The following is a 20967-nucleotide window of genomic DNA, read 5'->3' as shown; positions in this document are numbered from 1 at the left end:
TTAGGAGGTTAAAAAGATGTATACCGACCATATTAGCAGAAAGTATGCCATTGAGTGGTTCAGTGCATATTTCCATCTGGATGAAAAAATCGATCCTGATGTAGTGATGGATGATCTGCGTGGGCTTCCCAGTGTTGAAGCCTTCACAAAAGAGGAAATTCAGCAGGAAGCCCGGAGCTGTATGGAAACTTATCTCAGCATGGCATCCCAGGTTTGCCTGAATGAGAAGCAGCGTGAGTTCTATCGAGGTGCTGCAGCTGCAATCAGCGATTTTCTCTGTCGCTTGGGCTGCGGGAACGCAATCCAAGATCTGAGTCTGCGCCTTTCGATCGGTGATAAACGGGTCAGCGAGCTTTACGCTTTCTGGGAAGGTGAAAGCGATGATCCGGAAACCGAGGCATGGCGGAAAGAGCTGACCGAGGATGAGACGGCCCTTGTTTCGCTGTGGGATTCCCAGCGTGAAACCGAAAACAGTGGGAAGGAATGAGACTGCCAATGCGAGAAAATCAGAATGATATGCGGTATGGAGACTGGTTGGATTCTCTGGAGCATACTCAGGAACAGTGCAGTGAGATCACAGCAAACAGAGACACTGCGCCCCATGGAAATCACCCTGCATCCGTGATCTGTGTCGTGGAGGAGGGGATCGTGATGGGGGCCTATTCTACTGTACCCGTGACCTTTGAGGTCCTGGACTATGACAATATGGAGGCAGCAGATGAAGGCAGCGAAGAGTACCAGGAGTATCAGAAGCTCCAGGAGCGAATCAAAAGCTCTCAGTACAGCAGGATCTACTAAAACCGGGATCGGCGGATAAACCGCCTGACGATCCAGATAGAAAGGAAAGAGGAAAATGAAACTCATTGATGACAACGACTGGAGAGCCGTGCATTTTGATGACCGCACGATTCTCAGCAGTGACAGACAGCTGTATCCTAAGTACACATGGGAGTATTTGCTGAATGAAGTGGAGGTTGAGCCTATGAAGATGGATGGCCACTACAAGGCAGTAAGCAGCACTCACCTCGTTCGGTAAGATCCCAGAATCAGCAACTCAAAGACCGCCCATAGCCGGCGGTCTTTTTTCTTTCAGTGTGCAGCGGGCGATCGGTATTTCCGGCCTGAAATGGTCCTGAAACACTTGACAGTATGCAGTAAAAAGGGATACAATACCACCATCACAGAAGAAATGACCGCAGATTCCTTCATGGGAGATGCAAAGTGCGGCAGCTGATCCAGGCTGCCGGAAGGATATAAAGAATTAGGCATGATTGCGCCCTCTGGGCCGGTCATGCCTTTTTCGTTATACGAAAATCCAAGGCGCCAGCTGCTTGCAGCGGGTGCCTTTTTACATATAAGAACACAAAATTCTTCAAAAAGGAGAAATGAAAGATGAAAAACAGCATTGCACAACTGGTTACTCTCCCTGTGTCTGACACCGAAGATCTGCATGACATGATCCCGGAGCTGACCCCCTCTTAAAGAAGGACATCGAAAAAGCACAGATCCCGATCCATGTGCTGAACGCCATCGCATCCGTATGCGGCAACCGGCTCGATTACAAGTATGCGCTGTACCATATCAGCGCAGAAAAGGAACACCGGTATCTGTTCCTCTCCAAGTTCGACAAGTCCTCCAATAAAGTCATTTTTTTGGAGTACGATCGCTTTGGATCTGAAATAGTGCATGGCTCCTTGTATGATCCCATCGAGAAGTCCTGGGGGAGCGTGAGCCTGTCGGAGGCATTTGTCCGGCAAGAGATCTGCTCCATGCTCCTCCTCATCAAATCGGTTGAAGGCGAACCTCTGCAATATCTTGATCTGGTAAAGCAGTTTCGTGAACAGTATGAGCAGAAATTTTGGTATTTCGCTGTGGATGAGGATTTTACCTGTCCGATTTTGGATACCTTTCAGGAGATCTATAAAAGCCTGAAGGAGAGTCTGGGGAAAAAAACAATTTATGATCTGATCGTTGAAGATACGGTACTCAAAACTTCCGAACTCAACAAGGTGTTTGATGGGCAGAAAGAGCTCGGGTATTTATCCGACGGCCTTGTTGTTGGTGCGTCGGTCACACTCACCGATTCGCTGATCTCTTATCCTGCCAATGAACTGAGGGAGCTGATCCGGGAGGATCTCAGAACCGGTAAGGCGGATCACTCGAATCAGCAGACCATGGATTTCCGGATCACGAATGGTCGTTCTTTTTCTGCAGAAGAAAAGAGCCGGCTTCTTACGATCCCGGACTGGTATGTTCCGTCTCCCGAAATTCTCGATATGGCCCGCATGGTATCAGGATCGGCTGCTTTTGACAGACCCTTCCGCAACATTTTGCTCAGAGGCCCTGCCGGATCAGGTAAGACCGAAGGGGCAAAGGCATTGGCGTCTATGCTGGGGCTGCCGTATGGTGTCGTAACAGGCCATAGTGATATGGAGCTGTTCGACCTGACAGCTACGCTGGTTCCGAACACAGATTCGGAGATCCAGAGCAGTGAGGAGCTTTATGAGTATATCCTCCATACCCTGAAGGACACGGGACTTGAGCTGCCCAGCTTCTTTGACATCGCCGCCTTCCCGGTGGAGACCTTCAAAGCGCTGACCGGTAAAGAGGATCCTGGCGTCGGGTCGGATGAGTGCTTCGCCGTACTGGTTTCCAGACTGATGAGCGCCTGCAAGCAGATGCCTGAATGCTTCACTGGTAGCAGTCCGAAGTTCAAGGTCGTGTACTCTGACCTGACCCTTGGCTTCCTGAACGGCTGGCTCATCGAGTTGCAGGAAATGAACTGCATCCTGAAGCCGGGCGTCCTGGTGGGACTCAACAATATCCTGGAGAATGGTGTTCTGCACCTGTCCACAGGAGAAGTGATCCGCCGGCATCCCGACTCAGTCGTGGTGTTTACCCAGAACCCTGGGTATAACGGCACCGTGGAGGGGAACCAGTCTGTATATTCCAGACTGGACCTAAAATGCGAACTGAATCAGCCGACACAGGAAGAGATGGTAAAGCGCATCATGAACCATGTGCCCAAGCTCTCAGCGGGGCAATGCACAGGGCTTGTCAAGATTGCGGAGCAGATCAATGAGACCTGTCAGCTGGAACTTTCCGGCGGCAATATCGGTACCAGAGAGATCATCGCCTGGGCAAAGGCAACCGTCCTTCTGAATGGCAATATGCGTGCAGCTGCAGATTACACCCTGCTTCCATCCGTAGGAGAAGATCCGGATGATGTTGCGGCGGTCCGCAGCTGTTTGGATCAGATTATCTGAGGGAGGGACGATCATGCAGAAGCCGAAACCACTGATCCGTGTGGCGGATCTCAAGAGGTTCATTGAAAGCACAAAATCCTCCCTGACAGATGAGGATATTTTCCTGTCTGAAGCGTACAAGAAACAACTTCGGACCCTGGGCACTTTTCTCCTGAAAAATGCCGGGCAGGAAAACCTCAAATTCGACCTCAAAATCATCTGGGACACTGATCCCCAGTCGATGACGGGTGCAACTGATAAGCGGACGATCATACTGAACGCTGGACATCCGGCGTTCACTGCTCTCGAAACCAGGGCAGAGCGAAGCGAATGTGTCCATGGGCTGGCGTTCCATGAATTTGCCCACTGGATCTATACGGATTTTTCCATCATGAAGATCCAGAGAGAAACCTTTCTCCAGGGACAGGTGTTCCCGACGCACATGGATGTGACCCCGGAGAATGAAAAAGGTTTGAAGCAGCTCGCAAAAAAGCTGAAGAACGAACAGATCCGGGACCTGGTGGCCCAAATCTACCACCAGTTCGACAATCTGCTGGAAGATGTGTACATCGAGAGGTGCTTGTCACGGGCCTTTTCCAAGACGATCAAGCGGTCCTTGCAAACACTGAACCGTGCCCTCTTCGGATCATCGGAGATCCAGGAGGATAAAAAATTACCGCCGCTCTGGATATTTTACAATGAGTTGCTCTACGCCCTTGAAATGGGCGAGATCCGCCCGGAATTGGCAGCCATTCCCGAGCTGAAAGAAGTCTATGACCGGGTTGTGCTGTGGCTTCCACGCTTATCCGATGGCGCCGATTGCGCCGACACGATGAAGCGCAAGGAGCTTGTCACCAACCTGATGACCGAGAACTGGGACCTGTTGGAACCGCTCCTGGTGGTTGGCGAATCGCTCCCTGAATTTCTGCGCAATGCGCAGGGGGATGGGGCTGGTAATCTTCAGCTGATGAGCCGGATCCCCACTTCTGGACAATACGGGAATCCGGGCGGTCCTGGCAATTCTGACGATCACAGCAATCCTTGTGAAACTCAGGAAGAGGAAGATCTTCCTTCGGAGGATCCACTCCAGGAAGTCATAGATGAGATAGTCAAGTCACGGATCGCCCAGGAAGAAAGTACAGAGATCCAGCGGCAGCTCCAGAGCATGGCCAACGCAGCGGACAGTTTTCCGATCCGGGTTGAGCGTCTCATGGAGGAGGACCCGCTTTGGTACGCATCTGTAAAGCCAACTTGCGCACCGATCGCCAAGAAGCTCACCAAAGAACTCAGCCGTTTCTTCCAAACGACGCAGCTGGGTTATCGGGTCAGCGGACTTGCTTTCGGAAAGAGGCTGGATACCCGCAGTCTGTATCGCATGAATGGCAAATATTTCTCGCAGATCATAGCGCCTGCTGCTCTGCCTTCCGTTGCAGTGGCTTTGCTGATCGACGCTTCCGGTTCCATGGATTATTTTTCTGGAGTGAAAGATGGGGACATCCAGCTTTCCAAACTGGATATAGCGAAGCGGACCGCTCTAATCCTCTATGACTTCTGTACCAGCATGGGATTCCCCGTTATGGTGGCAGATCACACGACAGGCAGCGGTTGCGTTGAGATTGGTGTGGCAGCAAGCCTCCTGAAGTATGACCCCCAGGACCGGTATCGGATCGGGGCAATCGAATGTGGGGGAGGAAACCGTGATGGTGCAGCAATCAATTTCGCCCTGGAGGCTCTGAATGAGCGTCCGGAGGCGATGAAGATGCTGTTCATTATCTCGGACGGCCTGCCTTCTCTCTATAATACACAGCAAGAGGGAATTGAGGATGTGCAGAAATCCCTGAAAAATGCTCAGAAAAACGGGATCCTGGTGTTTGCATCTGCCCTGCGGAGCGATATGCCCAACCTGTGCGAAATTTACGGAGATCAAATATTTGATGTAACGGACCTTTCCATGATCCCCAAAATCCTGTCCATGACAGTGAAGCGGGAATTGAAGAAGATCCGATAAAAGGAGTAAAGAAAATGGGAAAGAATACTAAACCCGATGTAAGCCAGATCGCTTTCATCACCAATCAAAAGACCTTGATTGCCGCCTGTGACTACTTGCAGCCCCCGGACCTGAACGGTGATCCGGATAAATGCCCGGCGAGTCTGCACGCACGGTACAGCCGCATCAAGCTGATCCTGACCGACTTTGAAAGCAATCCTTCCGTCTTTTTGACCTACAACTTGGATCCGTCCGAGATCCGGCTGCTGCATGAAAAGATCGGGATGCTCACAATGACGGAACGGAACTTTGATTGGTCCACCACCAAGGATTTCTCATCGTTCGGTAACAACCGGGTAGAGGTTTTTCGGATCACCCGGACGCCTATGAGAAACAATCAGAAGGCGAAGTACCCCTGGGCAATTTCCATCAGGGCCGGCACTTCTGAAAATGGAAAGTTCAAGGCGGAACATGAGGTCCGCAAGTTTCTTTCCGATGATGAGATCCAGAAATTTTTCATTGACATTGTGGCATATCTCAATGTTTGGGAGATGACCCACGGTGCCCCATTCATCAGGAATGTGATCGAGCCGTACAAAGCCGAGCGCAGGAAGGGGATTCTGGAAAAGAGCCGTAAAGCTGCTGAACTTTCCTCTCCTGATGACTTTGAAATCTATGATTTCGATTGATAAAAAAGGGCCGGGTTTTCCCGGTCTTTTTTTATCAATCCAGGTATTTTACCAAAAAGCGACAGACTATACTCTATTTGAAGGGAGGTGAAAAGATGCTGTTAATGTTCATTACTTTTTTGCGGCATACCGTTCGCTCATATACTCAGTATATGACGAGAAAGAGTATCACCGTGGCTGCTGTGGCCACTGGGGCAGTCCTGGTGGGTGCCCTGGCGCTGAATACCGTAACTGCCCGGGCCGGGATCGAGGCATGGATCAGCTCAGACATTCTCGATGAAGATATTCTCCTGGCTGATTTTGATTATGTGAGGGACTCGGATGTTCCGGAGGACACGGTGGAGGGCTATCACCTGCAAATGCCGTCCTCACTGGAAGGCTACATGGATGGCGGTGAATATGTGTCGCTCGGCGAAGATGGAGAAGGGAGCGGGACCCAGAAGATCGATGACCAGCTCAAACTAACAACCCAGCCAAGTTTTGAAGGGTCGTTGGGCTTTGAGCTGCCGGATCAGGATGAGCTGGAGGAAGCGACTGAGGACGCCACCGAATATGTCGAGCATCGGCCGCCAGTGTCCCCGCTCAGTTGAAAGGGTCAGTTTCCTTTTCAAAGCTGATCTTTCTCATGCTGCTTGCAATGATAATCCCGACTATCATTCTGCAAAAATTCTGGATGCTGATCTATGTGCCCAGCGCAAGCATGGCTCCTACGCTGAAAGGCGGGGATCTCCTGATCGGCAGCCGTCAGTTTTCTGAAATAGAGCGTGGTGACATTGCTGTATTTCAGATGGATGGAGCGCTGCTTATCAAGCGGGTGATCGGGCTGCCCGGGGACGAAATCAGGATCGATGAGGCCGGAACAGTTTTTGTGAATGGCAGCGCTCTGGAGGAATCGTACATTGAATTTCAGCGGCAGGGACAGAGCCAGGAGTTTGAAGTGCCGGAAGGGGAATACCTGATGCTGGGAGACAACCGGCAACATTCCTATGACTCCCGCTACTGGGAGGACCCTTATATACCAGGCAGTTCAGTTGTGGCTATCGAGAAGGCCAGAATCCTGACCCTGCCTTTTTTAGGAGGAGATGATGAGCTTGAACAAACTTGATCTCGGCGGGAAAAAGGCCATAGTGATTATTGTGCTGCTTTTGGCAGCGCTGGTCTGTGCCACCTTTTTCTTTGGCGGAGATGTGGACAAACAGACGCCAGTAAACAAGCCGCAGCAGGAGAACAGCGAACAGATCGAGTCCTCGGACAGCCACCTGGCATCCGACCTTCCGGATGTAAACCCGGAAGATTATAACTACGAGCAGATCTTCCCGAGCACTTTCGATGAGGACCCGCCTTCGACCACGCTTACCAAAGAGCAGATCGAGGAAGGGATAGCGAATTTCCTGCCCAGGCTGCTGGCGCTGGAGCCGGGCGTTGTGGATCAGGTCTCTGCCCGAACTTATAGCGGGACCTACAACCCCCTGCGCTATATGCTGGAAGCCGTAGAAGAGAACCAGGATATGCTGGATGCCTTCCGGAACATGGCTCAGTATACGGAGTATGAGATCCTCGGCTATGCCGGGGACCCGAAGGAAGGGAACTCGTACAGCGTATACCTGACTGTTACTACACCGTACATGACGCTGACTGCAGAGGAAATGGCTGCCGGCGCCGATCAGACGGAGAAGTACACCCCCTTCCAAAGCACAGGCGCAGCCAAAAAAATTGCCAGTATGAATTTGGAACAGGTGGAGAGGGGAACCGATTTTATCTGCCTACGCTTCATCATTGAAGATGATGTCCCGGTGCTGTACAGCTGCACCTCTTATTTCTTTGAGAGCGACGCCACTGTCCAGTACGCCTTCTTCTGGGGCGGGATCAAATTCTATGGGACACGGGGCGGAGATCTCCTCCTGAACAATGCCATAGGAGGGGCGAAAGAAGCGACCAGGAGCAGTGCCATGTCCAAGGACATGGATCAGATCCTCGAACTGGCAAAGGAAGGGAACCTCGACGCTCTGATCGAGCGTGGCGCCTTCCGACAGAAGATCAAGGATGATATGTACAAGGTAGGGTTCGACCTTCCCGATGACTTCGACATAGCGGGACTGAGACAGCAGTACATGGACACAGTCCAGTACACGCCGAAGTTCTACTGCGATGAGAACGGGGACGGCGCCTTTGCCCTGGTATGGTCGTTTGAGGACCCGTATCTCGGGAAAAAGGTGATCCAGCACGATTTCCTGAACGCCTTCGGATACTGGGAGGAGCCAAGCATCATTAAGGAGACCTCGTATGCCCTCTTCTCTTACTACCTTGAAGAGAGCTACGGCGGATCTTCGATCGACCTGGGACAGCGGGTGGCGCTTTTGAACGCCCTTGCCGAAGATACCCCAGAAGAGAACTGACATCGAAAGCAGCTGTGCCAGTACCATGGCACGGCTGTTTTTTTGTGCGCACATCTTGCTAAATGCTCTGAAATGAGGTATATTATAAATAAGAAGCATTTTACTAAAAGGAGGAAGTTTTCGTATGCAATACGCCCTGAAAAAAGCAGCAGGCTCTGAATTGGAATATGAACAGCTCTCCTTTTTCGATATAGATCAGCCTGCGGTCTGCACGCCGGCAAAGCCCAAGAAGCAATGCAAGTCGCAGGAAGAAATTGAAAAGGAGCGCATTGAGAAAATCGTTCGGGAGAACCAGAAACTGGTCCAGTGGTGCATGAAGTCCATTCGTGGGATCAACCGCAACAACATAGATGAGGTATACCAGGCGGGCCTGATCGGTCTTTGGAGAGCAGCGCAGCGTTTTGATGAGTCCAAGGGTTACAAGTTCTCCTCTTACGCCGCAAAGGTGATCCGCCATGCGATGATCGCTGAGATGCAGTCCAAATATCCCGATACTGCCACTCTTTCGATGGATACAGACATCACCCCTGAAGCGCTGGAAAAGCTAATCAGTAATGGCGAGGTCAACCAGTTTACCATTGAGTCCAAGGCCCCCACTGAGCTGATGGAGATTCTCAAGTATATCTGGGAAAGCCGGTCGGCAGCCAATGAAAAAGCTGCAGTCCGAATCTGCATACTGCGTGGATATGGCTATGACAGAGAGCAGATCGCCAAAATCATGGGAACGACCCAACCCTTTGTTTCCAGTCTGTACAGCCTTGGTAAAAGGATCATCTCTTGCCACCCTCTGTTCCGGTACTACATGGGAAATTACCACCCTCACAAGGTCAATCTGCTGGGGAAGGACTACGAGATCCGCTTTGCGAAAGATGTGATCTTTGATGTGATCGTCCAGAACCCGGATGAGTATGAGGAGGGCCTGTGTGAGTCCCTCGCCGTGGAGGGAGTAGGCGAATGGCTGCTGAAGAAGCAGCACTATGGGACCCCACTGCTTGTAAATGACAAGCGCCACTCTGTCAGCAATATCCTCCGTGTGTACGATAACTACATCGAAATCGAGGTTGCTGCCACCAAGGGACGCTTCAAGAAGCAGGTCCGATTCGTCGCTTAATCCCCCACCAAGCCGCCGTTTTGCATAGACATTTCCGAAATAAATGAGGTCGGAAATCGCTTGACAAGCCAAAAAAGCCGGATAGAAGCGATATTAGATAAAAAAGTTCTATCATCAGTAAAAAGGAGAACAAGATATATGCAATCCCTTCCAATTTATTTAGATGAAATTGATATTCAGAGAATCTCATGCATACGATTTATTATGCCTATAAACGATATTGGGCGTGATGATGTTCAAATCTATGTCGAATATGGTATTGGTATGTCCGATGAACATAAGCTCGTTTGCAATGTATGGGCACATATTTTGGATACCGTATTAAAAGGATATTTGCTGTCTTTTGAAATTGATAAGCCCCAAACAGAAGATAAAGAAATCGATGCAATTATGCGAACCTTAAACGAGAGTGATAAATTCTATGCAGTTCTGCATGGGTATCTCGACTGGGCAGACAAAAATCGATTGAAAGAATAACAGTAATCTCAATGGCGGTATTTCCCCGGCTTGACAGTATGCAGTAAAAAGGGATACAATACCACCATCACAGAAGAAATGACCGCTGATCCCCTCATGGGAGATGCAAAGTGCGGCAGCTGATCCAGGCTGCCGGAAGGATTCAAAAAAATAGGCACGATTATGCCCTTTGGGCAGATCGTGTCTTTTTTTTATGCAAAAAAGGCCATAACGGCGAGGCCCCAGGTACCAGCCGTTAAAATATAGGCAAACTGAAAGGAGATATTTATGAAACACTTTGAGAGAATTGCGGAGAGATGCTATTCCTGTTACGAAGATCTTTCGCTGCAGGAGAAAATTGATGTGATTGCCAGAACTTTCGGCTACAACACCGGAACCATTACTACCAGCCCCTGCTCGGGAAAGTGGAGAGGAACGAGCGATGTTTCAATTCTGTTTGACAGCGGAATAAAGCTCTTCCTGGGAAACGCACTTACACCCAAGTCTAAAACCAAGCAGCTTCAGACAAAGATGGTCGATGCAAGCCTGATGTGGTACAACCCTAAAATCACTGAAATAACAAAGCAGCTGGCATACCATAGCCTTCTTTTCCAGGAGCGAGCCGATAACGCTTGCAGCATGGCGCTTGGCCTGAAACCATACCGGCTTCTTTCCGTAGAGCTTAGTACAGGTGCGAATGGCTACATTGGCTGGTACTATGTTGTGATCGAAGTAGAGGGAGAGATCCTTGCGCATATTGAAACAGGCCTTAACTATGCTATTAGGGATGCCAAAACTGATGCGCCAAACTATCGTAATTACTTCATAGCGGGTGGCCTGAATGAAGCTGATTTCGTTTATAACAGTTGCGGTTTTTCGACTAAGATCAAAGCGCCCTATTGCCTGCCTATCGGACCAGAGGTGTTGGAACGGGCGGAGAACTGTTTGAGGAAGCGCATTGCAGCGGAAAGCCAGGAAAAGCACAGCTGGGGGTTCTATATTATCCCGGATATTAAGACCTGGGCTGTACCTTCTGTGCCTCAGAGCAGAAGTCCTCTGGAGCATTATAAGACATTTGAAGAAGCCAAAGCACGGTTTATTGAACTGCGAAAGCAGCCATGCAATCTTGCTGAGAATGATGTGGATTCACATGGGGTTCCATACGCCCATCTGACGCTGGGAATAGAAAACATGAACGGTATGAGTTCTATCGATATTCTTCATGTCCGTGGAAATAGGAACTTCCTTGTGAGTGATTTTTCTATCATAGATCAACTGCGTGACGATTTGGATGTGATGGAGATTCTGTCCAAAGCAGATCATGAAATAGGGTTTGATATGGTTCGTCCGTATGACCTGATCGATGATACTCATAAGCCCGGGATAGGGATCCCCTTCTCTGCATGGGACAATCCCTACTTCAATTCGGATGGCCATTGCGAGCCATACTCCGTCACTGGCGCCGGCCAGAAGGAGGCTGCAGTGGTCTGCCTGACGGAAAATCAGTTGGAGGCCGTAGGATACCACAGAGCAGGCATGGCAGCACAAGGGCGGTATCTCATCATGTCCAATGGTGAGAATGCTTTTGCTGTCAGCACCTATCACCCGGGGAAGCGATGGCTTGACATCTACCAGCTCAAGGACCAGGACAATCTGAACAGAGTCAGGTTCCTCTCCTATGAGAAATTCATCAACAGCGGTGAAAAGGTGGTCTGCGACAACTATGCTTCAGCCTATTCCGGTGAACTTGAAAAGACTTTCACGCTTGAAGAGATCTTCTATATTTTCAATATGGAAATCCCTGATGGCTTTCATGGGCACAGCTTGTCCGTATCTGATGTGATCGTCCTGGAAGAGGATATGAAAAAGACAGCATGGTTCGTTGACAGCATAGGTTTTAGAGAAATCCCCGATTTCTTTGGCCCCGAAGAATGAGAAAGGTGAAGAACATGGATAGAAAGGTATTTCTGGAGCGCTGCATCGACATTTTTGCCGACTACATCGCAGAGCTCAACGAGATCAGTGGGTATGTCATCACCCAAGAGGAGCAGGAGAGCTTCACACAGAAGATCTCTGAAGTGCAGGAACTGTCCGCAGCCGCTCAAGAGCAGCTCCTTGAGACGATGCCCACACTCTGAAGGGCCTGCGCTTCCCAGGCTTGACAGTATGCAGTAAAAAGGGATACAATACCATCATTACGGAAGAAAGGACCGCTGATCTCCTGTATGGAGGCAGCAAAGTGCGGCAGCTGATCCAGGCTGCCGGAAGGATACAAAAATTAGGCATGATTGCGCCCTCTGGGCCGGTCATGCCTTTTTTGTTATACGAAAATTCAAGGCGCCGGCTGCTTGCAGCGGGTGTCTTTTCATATAGAGCAAGCAAAAGCTGACTGGGAAAGCCAGCAAAAACTACACTGAAAAGAGGAATTGGTATGGCAAAAAAAGATGTGTTCCGGACAATTCTCGAAGATACAGAGAATGTATCAAGGGAAGTCTGGCTGCGGGAGCGGAAAAAGGCAATTTGCGGATCGGATTTCCCGGTCCTGCTGGGCTTGAGTACATTCCGGACCGCAGTTGACCTGTTTGTCGATAAGACAAACCCGGATGAAATCAGCGAGGAGGTCTCGCTCCTGTCGAAGTACCGGCTCGACATAGGCCACGCTCTCGAACCCGTCATGCTGGGAACCATCGGCCTGGAACTGGGAGCGATCCCGATCCGGGACAAGCGAATGGTGGAAAGCATCCAGTATCCATATATGCGTGTGGATATTGACGGCATTTTCATGATGCAGCAGCCGAGAAGAGTGTCTGGCGTCGACCTGGCTGCCGGGGAGCTGGTGCTGTTTGAAGCAAAAACGGTATCAAAGAAGAAGTTCTACCAGCACCTTGCAGCCCCTGACTTGGGCCATGTAGCCCAATGCAAATTCGGGATGCTGGTCCGTGGAATGACTCACTGTATCCTGGCATACAGCAACGGCGGAAACAACCTGTCGGAGGATCTGATTTACTACTGCGTGAGTCTGACCGACGAAGATCGGCAGAGAATCCCGCTGATCGTTCATGAGTTCTGGGAAAATGTTCAGAAGGGCATCCCTCCCACGGAACCCATGGAAGCAGACACGACCGCATTCAAAAAGTCTCTGATTCGCTATTACAGCGCAGGCCCTAAAAGCGATGAGGACGCCCAGATACCGACCTATCTGCTTCCGACTATCCAGAAATCGCTGGAGATCCGGCAGGAGATCAGCAAGCTGAACGAACTGCTTAAAGCCAAGGAGCAGGAGAGAGACCTAAACGAGCTTCCACTGGTTGAGTTCCTGGGGAATAAGAGTAATGCCGGCGTTCTTGAGAGCGCCCTGACCGTTTACCGGGCTGGTTACACGGTGACGAACCGCCGTTCTGTCAATGCAGATGGGCTGGATCGTCTGAAAGAGGAGCATCCGGAGGTATTCGACCTGTTGAGCAAGGAAGGGTATATCCAGTCCTCCTCCAGCCGGAGCCTGTATGTGAAAAGCAAAGAGAAGAAAGTCCCGAAGGGAAGAAAGAAGTGAAGCTAAATGGCAAAAATCACAGAAGAAGAACAGAGCATGATCCGTGGGCGCTTTATCCGGCGCCTCTGGGGTAATGATGAGGGGTACCGGATCTCCCTTTATGAGATCATCGAAGCGCCGGAGAACACACCGGATGAGTTTCTGCGGAGCGGCACTTTTGTAGCCAAGGGAGTTTTCCTGCCCGAGCTGGAACAGCTGACCGTGAAATTCACGGGCGCCTGGCGTAAATCAAAAGGCAAATCAGCATTACAGGTTCACAGCTTTGCCGAAGAGACACCCAAAAGCAAGAATGCAATCATCGAGTATCTCTCTTCAGGCCTGTTCCCTGGGATCGGTCCCAAAACAGCAGAGAGGATCTACGACGCCTTTGGTAAGGAAGCTCCAGAAATCGTAACACATGATCCGAAACGGCTTACTGAGGTGAAAGGCATTGGTGATGTCACCGCTCAGTATATTGCGGAATCTGTGAGCAAAACCCGTGAAATTCAGGATCTTGCGCTGTTCTTTGGGGAATATGGAATCAGCTTGTCCAAAATCAAGAAGATCCATGAAGCGTTCCCCTATAACACTCTGGGAATCGTCAAGAACGATCCGTTCCGCCTTTGTAAAGTCAATGGATTCGGCTTTGCAACGGTAGACTCGATCGCCGAATCGCTGGGGACACCGCTCAACTCTCCCTTGAGGATCCAGGCTGCCCTGGTTGAGTCGATCAGAAAGGAAAAAACGAACGGGAACCTGTTCGTCCGATCTGATACCTTGCTTACCAAGGCTTTGGAGCTGCTGAATCTCAGAGCTGAAAGGGAAGAGGAGCAGATCCAGAAGGATGCAGTCATGACAGAGATCAATGCGATGCTGATGTCCAACAAACTGGCATCGTCCCCCTATGTTCTTGAAGATGGCACCAAGGAGATCTATTTGGCGAAAGACCTTGAGAAAGAGAAGGGGATCGCAGCCGGCCTGATGGAGTATATCAATACGCCGCTGCCGGAAAGCGATGAGATCCCCCTGCATGACCTGGAAAAGGCGCTCTCGGAAGTGGAGAAGGAACTGGGTATCACCCTGGCGTCGAAGCAGCGGGAGGCCGTCCTGACGGCGCTGACGCACAAAATGTGCATCATCACCGGTGGCCCGGGTACAGGCAAGACAACGATCCTTGTGGCAATCCTGCGCCTGTACCACATCTTCTGCAATCAGCGGGAGGTCCTGCTACTGGCCCCCACGGGCAAAGCAGCCAGGCGGATGTCTGAATCCACCGGGGAGCAGGCTTACACCATCCATCGTGGTTTAGGGCTGACTCCCAGGGAAGGAGAGGAGGATCTCATACGCTCTGGACACAGCATGATGAGCGATGAGACCGGCTTCCTGTGCATCGATGAGGGCAGTATGGTGGACAATGTGCTGATGTCAGCCATCGTTGAAAAACTGCCGATGGGATCCCGGTTCCTCTGTATCGGTGATACGGACCAGCTTCCCTCCATTGGCGCCGGCGCCATCCTCAAAGACCTGATCGATTCGGACTGTATCCCTGTCGTTCGGCTGGATGTGATCTATCGGCAGAGCGAGACAAGCTCCATCGTTAAGAACGCCCAGGCGATCCGGGCAGGGGACACCCACCTGAATTTCGATGGGAGTTTCAGCCTGAAAACAGTTGGCCAGCCGATGAAGGGCGCCGGCTCACAGGCCGATCTCCCAACGCATGAACAGGTCGTTCGTACCTACTTGGAGCTGGTCAAGCAGTATGGTATCAAAGAAGTAGCCATACTTTGCCCCCGCAGGACTAAGATTCTGCTTTCGTCTGAGCAGATCAACCAGAGCGTACAGAGCAGTATGTTCCAGAATGCGCCTGGCACTCCCAGGGTAACGATCGGCAACCGCACTTTCTATGTGGGGGACCGTATCGTCCAGTGCAAGAACACCGACACCGCTTCAAACGGTGATATGGGAGTGATCCGGGAAATCCGGCCAGCAAATGGAGATGACCCGGAAAAGGTCATCATCAGCTTTGACTTCGATGAAGGCAGCAGCGTTGCATACGACCATGAGGACATGAAAAATGTCCAGCTTGGGTATGCCCTGACGGTCCATAGAAGCCAGGGATCTGAGTTCAAAGTGGTCCTGATCCCGCTCTCCTGGTCGCAGGCCATCGTCCTGTACCGCAACCTGATCTATACCGCTATCACTCGTGGGAAGGAAAAGGTCCTTTTGTTCGGACAGAAGGCTGTTCTGGACTATGCGATCCGGCGTAAAAACCAGACGCAGCGCAACACGAACCTGGATCATTTCCTGCAAAATGAAAAAAGGTCAAGAAAAATTATCTAAGAGTGTTGACATTTTGGCAACCTCATGGTATATTCTACTTGACCAATACTATTTGATTTTCTGAAAAGAAGATCGAAAAGGGAAGCACTCGAAAGAGTGCTTTTCTTTTTTCTCGGATTGTTTTAGGTATTCCAAACGAAACGCACCTCCTATACTGAAGATAGGAGGTGCGTTTTTATGCCAAAATTTTTTATGAGTCGGATCATAATTTGGGGGATGCTGGCGGCGCTGGTGTCAGTGCTTGCGCTGATCCTGGCCATCTCGACCGGACAATACCAGCTGCTTGTTCCTGGGTTCTTCCTTGCCATCGGCTGTGCTTTCTATGGCTATCAGATCTATCAGATCGCCCGTCAAGGTGAGTACTTCGTCATGCGATTGACCTGCACCGACATTCGCCCTCTGGGGGTCCTTGAGGGTGCCGTTGCGTATTTCGATCCAACCTCACAGACAGCCTTCAAACGGGCAAAGTCTGTGATCTTTACAACGGAAAACGGGCAAACCATCAGCTTTACCTATGAGCGCTATCGGCGGTTCGTGATCGGCCAGAAGTATGATTTCTACTTCAAGAAGCCCCGAGACGGCCAGGATCTGACATCTGAGACACTGGAACGGCTCCGGATCGACCACACGATTGTATCCAGCACGATTGAAGTGTCATAAAAAAGCCGGGAGAGACAGGCGCCGCACCTGCTCTTCCGGCTTTTTTTCATTTGAGGAAACCTTCTTCAATCACTCGGGCAAGCTCTGAGAGACTTGGCAAAAGGTTCGATTCAGTCCATTCTGCCACTCGCCGTCCAAAACTCAGGAGCCATTCTGCGATATGGGAAAAATCAATGATTGTAGTGCCGGTTTTCGATTGGAAAATAATCAGGATGATCAGAAAAAAACCGACACCGCCCATGAGCTTTGACAGTGTTTTGTTAATGGTGCAGAAGAACAGACATACCAGAAAGATGACCCCCAGGGTAGTCAATGATGCGTCGCTCACTTCTTCATTCTCCTTTCTCCTCTTCATTGGCTGCACTGGACTCCAGGATCTCCTGGCAGGATTTGAAGCGCATACCATTCTGGAGATCTATGCTCAGTAAGTAGGATTTCTGACCCAATGTTTGGGAAGTAAGGTCAAACTGGACCTGCACCAGATCCCCGGACAACTCCGAACTGCGCACGGTGCAGGATATAGATGCCTGTTTCAGGGTCTCCGGGACGATGTACTCGTTGCTGGCCTCATCGTAGAAGCCACCGGATTCGTTCCGAAGATACTCAGAATCCGTACCAAAAAAAGACATAGCCGCTTGTTCAAAATCGGCTGCTCCAATGTGCAGGAGATCGGGATCATCAGCCCTCCGATATGTCGCAAACGGATCATCAGCATCACTGTATAACTCAGCATAGTACCGAAGATACCAGCCGAGGATCTCCCGAACCGGAATTTGTTCTGGTTCAGTCCAGCATGATACTGATGCAATCGGGCCAACATTTTCCGTAATGGCAGCGTAGTCAAGATGGGTCGATACGCTATCGAATACAACGCTGCTTGGTTCTTGCCCAGCCGCTTGAGTATCGCTGCTGGCAGAGCATCCCGTCAGGGAAGCAAACGCCAGGCCGGCAACCAGGCCAATCCATTCCTTTCGCATAAAATCACCTCATATTTGAGTATATCTTTGGGCCAGTACTCAGAAAACCTGAAAAAACCTTGACAGTATGCAGTAAAAGGGGATACAATACCATCGTTACAGAAGAAATGACCGCTGATCCCCTGCATTGGGAACAGCAAAGTGCGGCAGCCATTCGTAGCTGCCGGAAGGATACAAAGAATTAGGCATGATTGCGCCCTTTGGGCCGATCATGCCTTTTTTGTTATACGAAAATCCAAGGCGCCAGCTGCTTGCAGCGGGTGCCTTTTTACATAAAGGAGTGATTCCTATGCGGGAATACAGAACAATACCGCAGATCGAGATCAAGAAGATGCACCGGCCGCAGAAGCCGGTAAAAATCCTTGAATCCTGGCCTGCGGAACAGAAAGGAGAAATGACCTACGAAACAGAAAAAACCGCTTTACTGCCTGTCATTGGGGTACTTGGAAGTTTCAGTACGCAAGATCTATGACTATGAGCTAAAAGGCGATGGTTACAAATTCCAGGCAGCCTATGTCCCGGTGCAGTTTATCCGGACAGACGAGCTGTCAAAACCGATCTGCCGTGCAGGGCAATACTACTTCTTCGGTTTTTCCTTCGAGGAGTTGTACCACTCTGCTGAAGCGACGAAAAAGGAACTGGATAATGCCCTGCGCCTGCAGCTCCAATGGGTTAAGCTCAGTGAGCAAAAACTCAAGGAGTGGGACAATCTGCCTTCCTTGATCCACGAGAATACAAGCACCTCTCAGAAAAACCAGCAAAGCCCTTCTACACAAGACAATCAGCCAGTTAAAGGGGCTTTGCCGGAAGCCGGGACATGGAAGATCATTTCTGCCACTGCCCAGGCCCGGGAGAATGGAGCCTGCGTTGGCTATTGTGCCATTCTTGTCAATGGATCAACGGGAAAGGAAGAAGCAAGAGTGTCCGGTGGCGGAAAGGCAACGAATTTGCAGAGGGTCTTTCTCCGGTCAATCCGGGATGTGATCCAAAAGGGAAAGAAGCTCGGGAAGAACACAACGATCTGCATCTGCACATCTGACTCCACAATCGTGGAGATGTTCCAAAAGGGCTATCTGCGTGTCTATGCAAACAGGGGATGGAAAACGAAAAACGGCAGCGAGCTGCCAAATCTGGATTTCTGGAAAGTAATCTGGAAGTACACCGCTGAGTATCAGATGACAGCAAAGCTGTGCAGCGAAAGCAGCCCGGAACTGTATCCGTGCTACGAGGTCGCTATGCAGAATGCTGAGCAAGTATACCAGTTGTCGCTCGAAAAATAATCCTCTGGTGTTTTACCAGGCATACACTGAAATATGAGAATAGGAAGGGAAAAGTCATGACACTGAACAATGCTTTCTGTACTGAAAAGAACATCTTTCTGATTGAGAAAAATCCTGCTGCTTCCGAGGAGCAGCGCAAGAAAGCGCAGGAACTGCGCAAGAGGAATGCCGCAGATCTTCAGCGTTTCCTCGCACAGATCGAGAACTCGATCTCCTCTTCGACTCAGGCCGAAGCGGTAGTAAAGAGCATCTCTTCTGACAGTGCTGTTAAGGCTGTACTGAATATCCGGGATATGATCTCCTCCGGCCTGGCTCATGCTTCCAATGAAGTCACGCTGGATGAAGAAACCATCGATACCCTGCGTGACAGCATTGCCAACCTCAATCGGGAATATCTGTGAGAAAAAGAAAAGAGCCTGGTTTACCCGGGCTTTTTTCTTTTCCGCACAAGCAAAAGCGGTTTTTTTAGATATTCAATTCTTGGTCCCAGCACTACAATGACTATTGAGGAGGTTTTTACTATGGACAAAAATTCTTTTGATCAGCAGATCGAACAGATCTATGCCGAGCTTGATCGCTTATGCGCAGTTATAGAAGATCCAGCACGCATCCTGGGCGAGTTCTTTGATCCATACAAGCCAAACCTGCTCCAGGCTATTCTTACGCTTTATGGGTATAGTGAACGGGATCTCTATGACTTGATTGCCTTCCAGCTTTCCAAACTTCCTGCCCTGGCAAACTGCGTAGTAGAGTATAATCCGGAATACCCAAAGGCGCCGCTTCGGATCAGCTACCGTGATCCCCACTTTGAACTGCTTCATCTAAATCTGAAATCACGCCAGTATGAATCAACATTTGAGCAGGTTGCCAATGGCATGAAATACCGTGTCCGGGACGCAAAGGGAGCACTGATGGCAGCAGAGGAGTCAGTCAATGAGGTCCGCACTTTGGAAAAGCGGATCCGTATGATCTGTGGAGGCGAGATCCCGCTACGACGAACCTCTTTGGCTAAGCGAGCGTCACTAAAGCGATACCTTGTTGGGCTGAAGTGGTACACAAAGGAAGATGCTTCTCGGGCGTGCGATCATACTGACAGTTTTCTGCGCAGTATCCAGGAGGAGATTGATAAGCGGCAAGCAATTATGGCTATGGAACAGCAAAAGCTGTCCGAATGCACTGCTATCCAGGATAAGTTCACCAACAATACTTATCTTCAGAATGCGATGCAGGATATGACTACCATTTTGGAGAACCAGGGTTACACAAACACCCGAACTCTGTCTTTGGAAAAAATAGAGGGGGAAGAGAAAAGGTGAATCTGAAAAAGGTTGTTGCGCTTTGTAAAAATGCAAAAAAATTTCATGTCATCAACATCGTCTCTTCCGATCGCCCTGAACGGACTGTAACCAATCAGTGGATCATGCTTGGGCCGGCGGCCTATCAGATCGGGAACAGCGGATTCACCTCGCAGATGCTGGCTCAGGTAGCAGGAGTGGAAAACAGTGCTTTTTCGTCCATCAAATTTCAGGATGAGGATCGGGTGATCTCTGACTGGATGAAGGACTTTCCGGTGCAGGAAGATCAGAAAGCCATGTGGGCGACCATCAGCCTGGTTATGGACCATCGGGAGATCCGGCTGTTCCGCTCCTACACCGGCGGCAGCATCCTTCCCATCAACTGCGCCTATCTCGCTCCAATCGATAACGAATGCGATTATTATATCCGTCAGGGATCAAAGTCTCCAATGCTGGCTATCAAAAATGGACTGTTCATTGAAGCGTTAATCCTGCCGTACGACATCTTTGGAGAAAAAGACGGGATCAAACTCCTGGGCATCAAATCCGCTCTGGAGAACGAACGGGGGATCTGGGAATAACACCCATCGATGCACCCCAAAACAACAAGGAGGACATTATGGAATTGGCTAACATCGTAATTCTGAACAATTCACTGGACCTGGAAGAGGAAGAGCGGAAGGCTGAGAACTTCCAGCCGAAGAAGGATACCCTGTTTTTGTGTGATCGATTTGTCCTGGCGCACTGGCGCTGGCTGTACCTGAATGACACAGACGCCAATCTGCATCAGCTGCCCCAGAGCGTTCGGGAGGAATTGAAGCTGTCGCCTGACAATAGCGGGGCTTGGACAAAGTGTGAGCGGTTCATTTGAAAACGAAAGGAGAATAGAGCTGCGCCCTGGGCACTTGACAGTATGCAGTGAAAAGGGATACAATACCACCATCACAGAAGAAATGACCGCTGATCTCTTCGTGAGAAAGGCAAAGTGCGGCAGCTGATCCA

The 20967-nt window shown here is 50.2% G+C and carries 24 protein-coding genes; 22 read left to right on the top strand and 2 right to left on the bottom strand.

Annotated features, from left to right (window positions below; genetic code table 11):
- Nucleotides 1-16: 16 nt before the first annotated feature.
- From H9X81_RS10345 to H9X81_RS10270, 16 genes are all read left to right on the top strand, one after another.
- Nucleotides 17-487, top strand: a complete 471-nt coding sequence (locus tag H9X81_RS10345; protein ID WP_204721764.1) for a hypothetical protein — start codon at nucleotides 17-19, stop codon at nucleotides 485-487.
- Between the two features lie 8 nt (nucleotides 488-495).
- Nucleotides 496-798, top strand: a complete 303-nt coding sequence (locus H9X81_RS10340) for a hypothetical protein (protein WP_204721763.1) — start codon at nucleotides 496-498, stop codon at nucleotides 796-798.
- Nucleotides 799-853: 55 nt separating this feature from the next.
- On the top strand, nucleotides 854-1036 hold the full coding sequence (locus tag H9X81_RS10335) for a hypothetical protein (RefSeq protein ID WP_204721761.1): 183 nt from the start codon (nucleotides 854-856) through the stop codon (nucleotides 1034-1036).
- Between the two features lie 481 nt (nucleotides 1037-1517).
- The gene (locus H9X81_RS10330) at nucleotides 1518-3266 is read left to right on the top strand and encodes an AAA family ATPase (RefSeq protein WP_204721759.1); all 1749 of its coding nucleotides are present in this window, start codon (nucleotides 1518-1520) and stop codon (nucleotides 3264-3266) included.
- 13 nt (nucleotides 3267-3279) lie between these two features.
- Nucleotides 3280-5253 (top strand): hypothetical protein, encoded by a 1974-nt coding sequence (locus tag H9X81_RS10325; RefSeq protein ID WP_204721757.1) that lies wholly within the window; start codon nucleotides 3280-3282, stop codon nucleotides 5251-5253.
- A 14-nt stretch (nucleotides 5254-5267) separates the two neighbouring features.
- Complete coding sequence (locus tag H9X81_RS10320) at nucleotides 5268-5921, top strand: hypothetical protein (RefSeq protein WP_204721755.1); 654 nt, start codon at nucleotides 5268-5270, stop codon at nucleotides 5919-5921.
- A gap of 152 nt (nucleotides 5922-6073) precedes the next feature.
- On the top strand, nucleotides 6074-6511 hold the full coding sequence (locus tag H9X81_RS10315) for a hypothetical protein (protein WP_204721753.1): 438 nt from the start codon (nucleotides 6074-6076) through the stop codon (nucleotides 6509-6511).
- A 35-nt stretch (nucleotides 6512-6546) separates the two neighbouring features.
- Complete coding sequence (lepB, locus tag H9X81_RS10310) at nucleotides 6547-7026, top strand: signal peptidase I (protein ID WP_204721751.1); 480 nt, start codon at nucleotides 6547-6549, stop codon at nucleotides 7024-7026.
- Complete coding sequence (locus H9X81_RS10305; protein WP_204721749.1) at nucleotides 7013-8317, top strand: hypothetical protein; 1305 nt, start codon at nucleotides 7013-7015, stop codon at nucleotides 8315-8317. The genes lepB and H9X81_RS10305 overlap by 14 nt, the downstream gene beginning before the upstream one ends.
- Nucleotides 8318-8441: 124 nt before the next feature.
- The gene (locus H9X81_RS10300; RefSeq protein ID WP_204721747.1) at nucleotides 8442-9428 is read left to right on the top strand and encodes a sigma-70 family RNA polymerase sigma factor; all 987 of its coding nucleotides are present in this window, start codon (nucleotides 8442-8444) and stop codon (nucleotides 9426-9428) included.
- A 138-nt stretch (nucleotides 9429-9566) separates the two neighbouring features.
- Nucleotides 9567-9905, top strand: coding sequence for a hypothetical protein (locus H9X81_RS10295; RefSeq protein WP_204721745.1), 339 nt, complete (start codon nucleotides 9567-9569; stop codon nucleotides 9903-9905).
- A 267-nt stretch (nucleotides 9906-10172) separates the two neighbouring features.
- A complete protein-coding gene (locus H9X81_RS10290; protein WP_204721743.1) occupies nucleotides 10173-11819 on the top strand; it encodes a YodL domain-containing protein in 1647 nt (548 codons plus the stop codon).
- Complete coding sequence (locus tag H9X81_RS10285; RefSeq protein WP_204721741.1) at nucleotides 11816-12022, top strand: hypothetical protein; 207 nt, start codon at nucleotides 11816-11818, stop codon at nucleotides 12020-12022. The genes H9X81_RS10290 and H9X81_RS10285 overlap by 4 nt, the downstream gene beginning before the upstream one ends.
- Before the next feature lie 293 nt (nucleotides 12023-12315).
- The gene (locus H9X81_RS10280; RefSeq protein ID WP_204721739.1) at nucleotides 12316-13434 is read left to right on the top strand and encodes a YqaJ viral recombinase family protein; all 1119 of its coding nucleotides are present in this window, start codon (nucleotides 12316-12318) and stop codon (nucleotides 13432-13434) included.
- A gap of 6 nt (nucleotides 13435-13440) precedes the next feature.
- Entirely contained in the window at nucleotides 13441-15753 is a 2313-nt protein-coding gene (gene recD2 / locus H9X81_RS10275) for an SF1B family DNA helicase RecD2 (RefSeq protein ID WP_204721737.1), read from the top strand.
- A 177-nt stretch (nucleotides 15754-15930) separates the two neighbouring features.
- Nucleotides 15931-16413, top strand: coding sequence for a hypothetical protein (locus tag H9X81_RS10270; protein WP_204721735.1), 483 nt, complete (start codon nucleotides 15931-15933; stop codon nucleotides 16411-16413).
- Nucleotides 16414-16459: 46 nt separating this feature from the next.
- Here the strand turns inward: H9X81_RS10270 and H9X81_RS10265 are convergent, their stop codons facing one another.
- Both H9X81_RS10265 and H9X81_RS10260 read right to left on the bottom strand, forming a co-directional pair.
- The gene (locus tag H9X81_RS10265; RefSeq protein WP_204721733.1) at nucleotides 16460-16741 is read right to left on the bottom strand and encodes a hypothetical protein; all 282 of its coding nucleotides are present in this window, start codon (nucleotides 16739-16741) and stop codon (nucleotides 16460-16462) included.
- A 4-nt stretch (nucleotides 16742-16745) separates the two neighbouring features.
- Entirely contained in the window at nucleotides 16746-17390 is a 645-nt protein-coding gene (locus H9X81_RS10260) for a hypothetical protein (protein WP_204721731.1), read from the bottom strand.
- A gap of 187 nt (nucleotides 17391-17577) precedes the next feature.
- Here H9X81_RS10260 and H9X81_RS10255 point away from each other — a divergent pair, with 187 nt between their 5' ends.
- From H9X81_RS10255 to H9X81_RS10230, 6 genes are all read left to right on the top strand, one after another.
- Nucleotides 17578-17862 carry a hypothetical protein gene (locus H9X81_RS10255; protein WP_204721729.1) on the top strand — a complete coding sequence of 95 codons (285 nt, stop codon included), beginning with the start codon at nucleotides 17578-17580 and terminating at the stop codon, nucleotides 17860-17862.
- Nucleotides 17834-18670, top strand: coding sequence for a hypothetical protein (locus H9X81_RS10250; RefSeq protein ID WP_204721727.1), 837 nt, complete (start codon nucleotides 17834-17836; stop codon nucleotides 18668-18670). The genes H9X81_RS10255 and H9X81_RS10250 overlap by 29 nt, the downstream gene beginning before the upstream one ends.
- Before the next feature lie 56 nt (nucleotides 18671-18726).
- A complete protein-coding gene (locus H9X81_RS10245) occupies nucleotides 18727-19071 on the top strand; it encodes a hypothetical protein (RefSeq protein ID WP_204721725.1) in 345 nt (114 codons plus the stop codon).
- 120 nt (nucleotides 19072-19191) lie between these two features.
- Complete coding sequence (locus tag H9X81_RS10240) at nucleotides 19192-19986, top strand: hypothetical protein (RefSeq protein WP_204721723.1); 795 nt, start codon at nucleotides 19192-19194, stop codon at nucleotides 19984-19986.
- The gene (locus H9X81_RS10235; RefSeq protein WP_204721721.1) at nucleotides 19983-20546 is read left to right on the top strand and encodes a hypothetical protein; all 564 of its coding nucleotides are present in this window, start codon (nucleotides 19983-19985) and stop codon (nucleotides 20544-20546) included. The genes H9X81_RS10240 and H9X81_RS10235 overlap by 4 nt, the downstream gene beginning before the upstream one ends.
- 38 nt (nucleotides 20547-20584) lie before the next feature.
- The gene (locus H9X81_RS10230; protein WP_204721719.1) at nucleotides 20585-20836 is read left to right on the top strand and encodes a hypothetical protein; all 252 of its coding nucleotides are present in this window, start codon (nucleotides 20585-20587) and stop codon (nucleotides 20834-20836) included.
- Nucleotides 20837-20967: the final 131 nt, after the last annotated feature.

The sequence above is a fragment of the Hydrogenoanaerobacterium saccharovorans genome, from assembly GCF_016901815.1.
Classification (GTDB): domain Bacteria; phylum Bacillota; class Clostridia; order Oscillospirales; family Ruminococcaceae; genus Avimicrobium; species Avimicrobium caecorum.
Note: the sequence above shows the minus strand (reverse complement) of the source record. Positions and strands in the feature narration are given on the sequence as shown.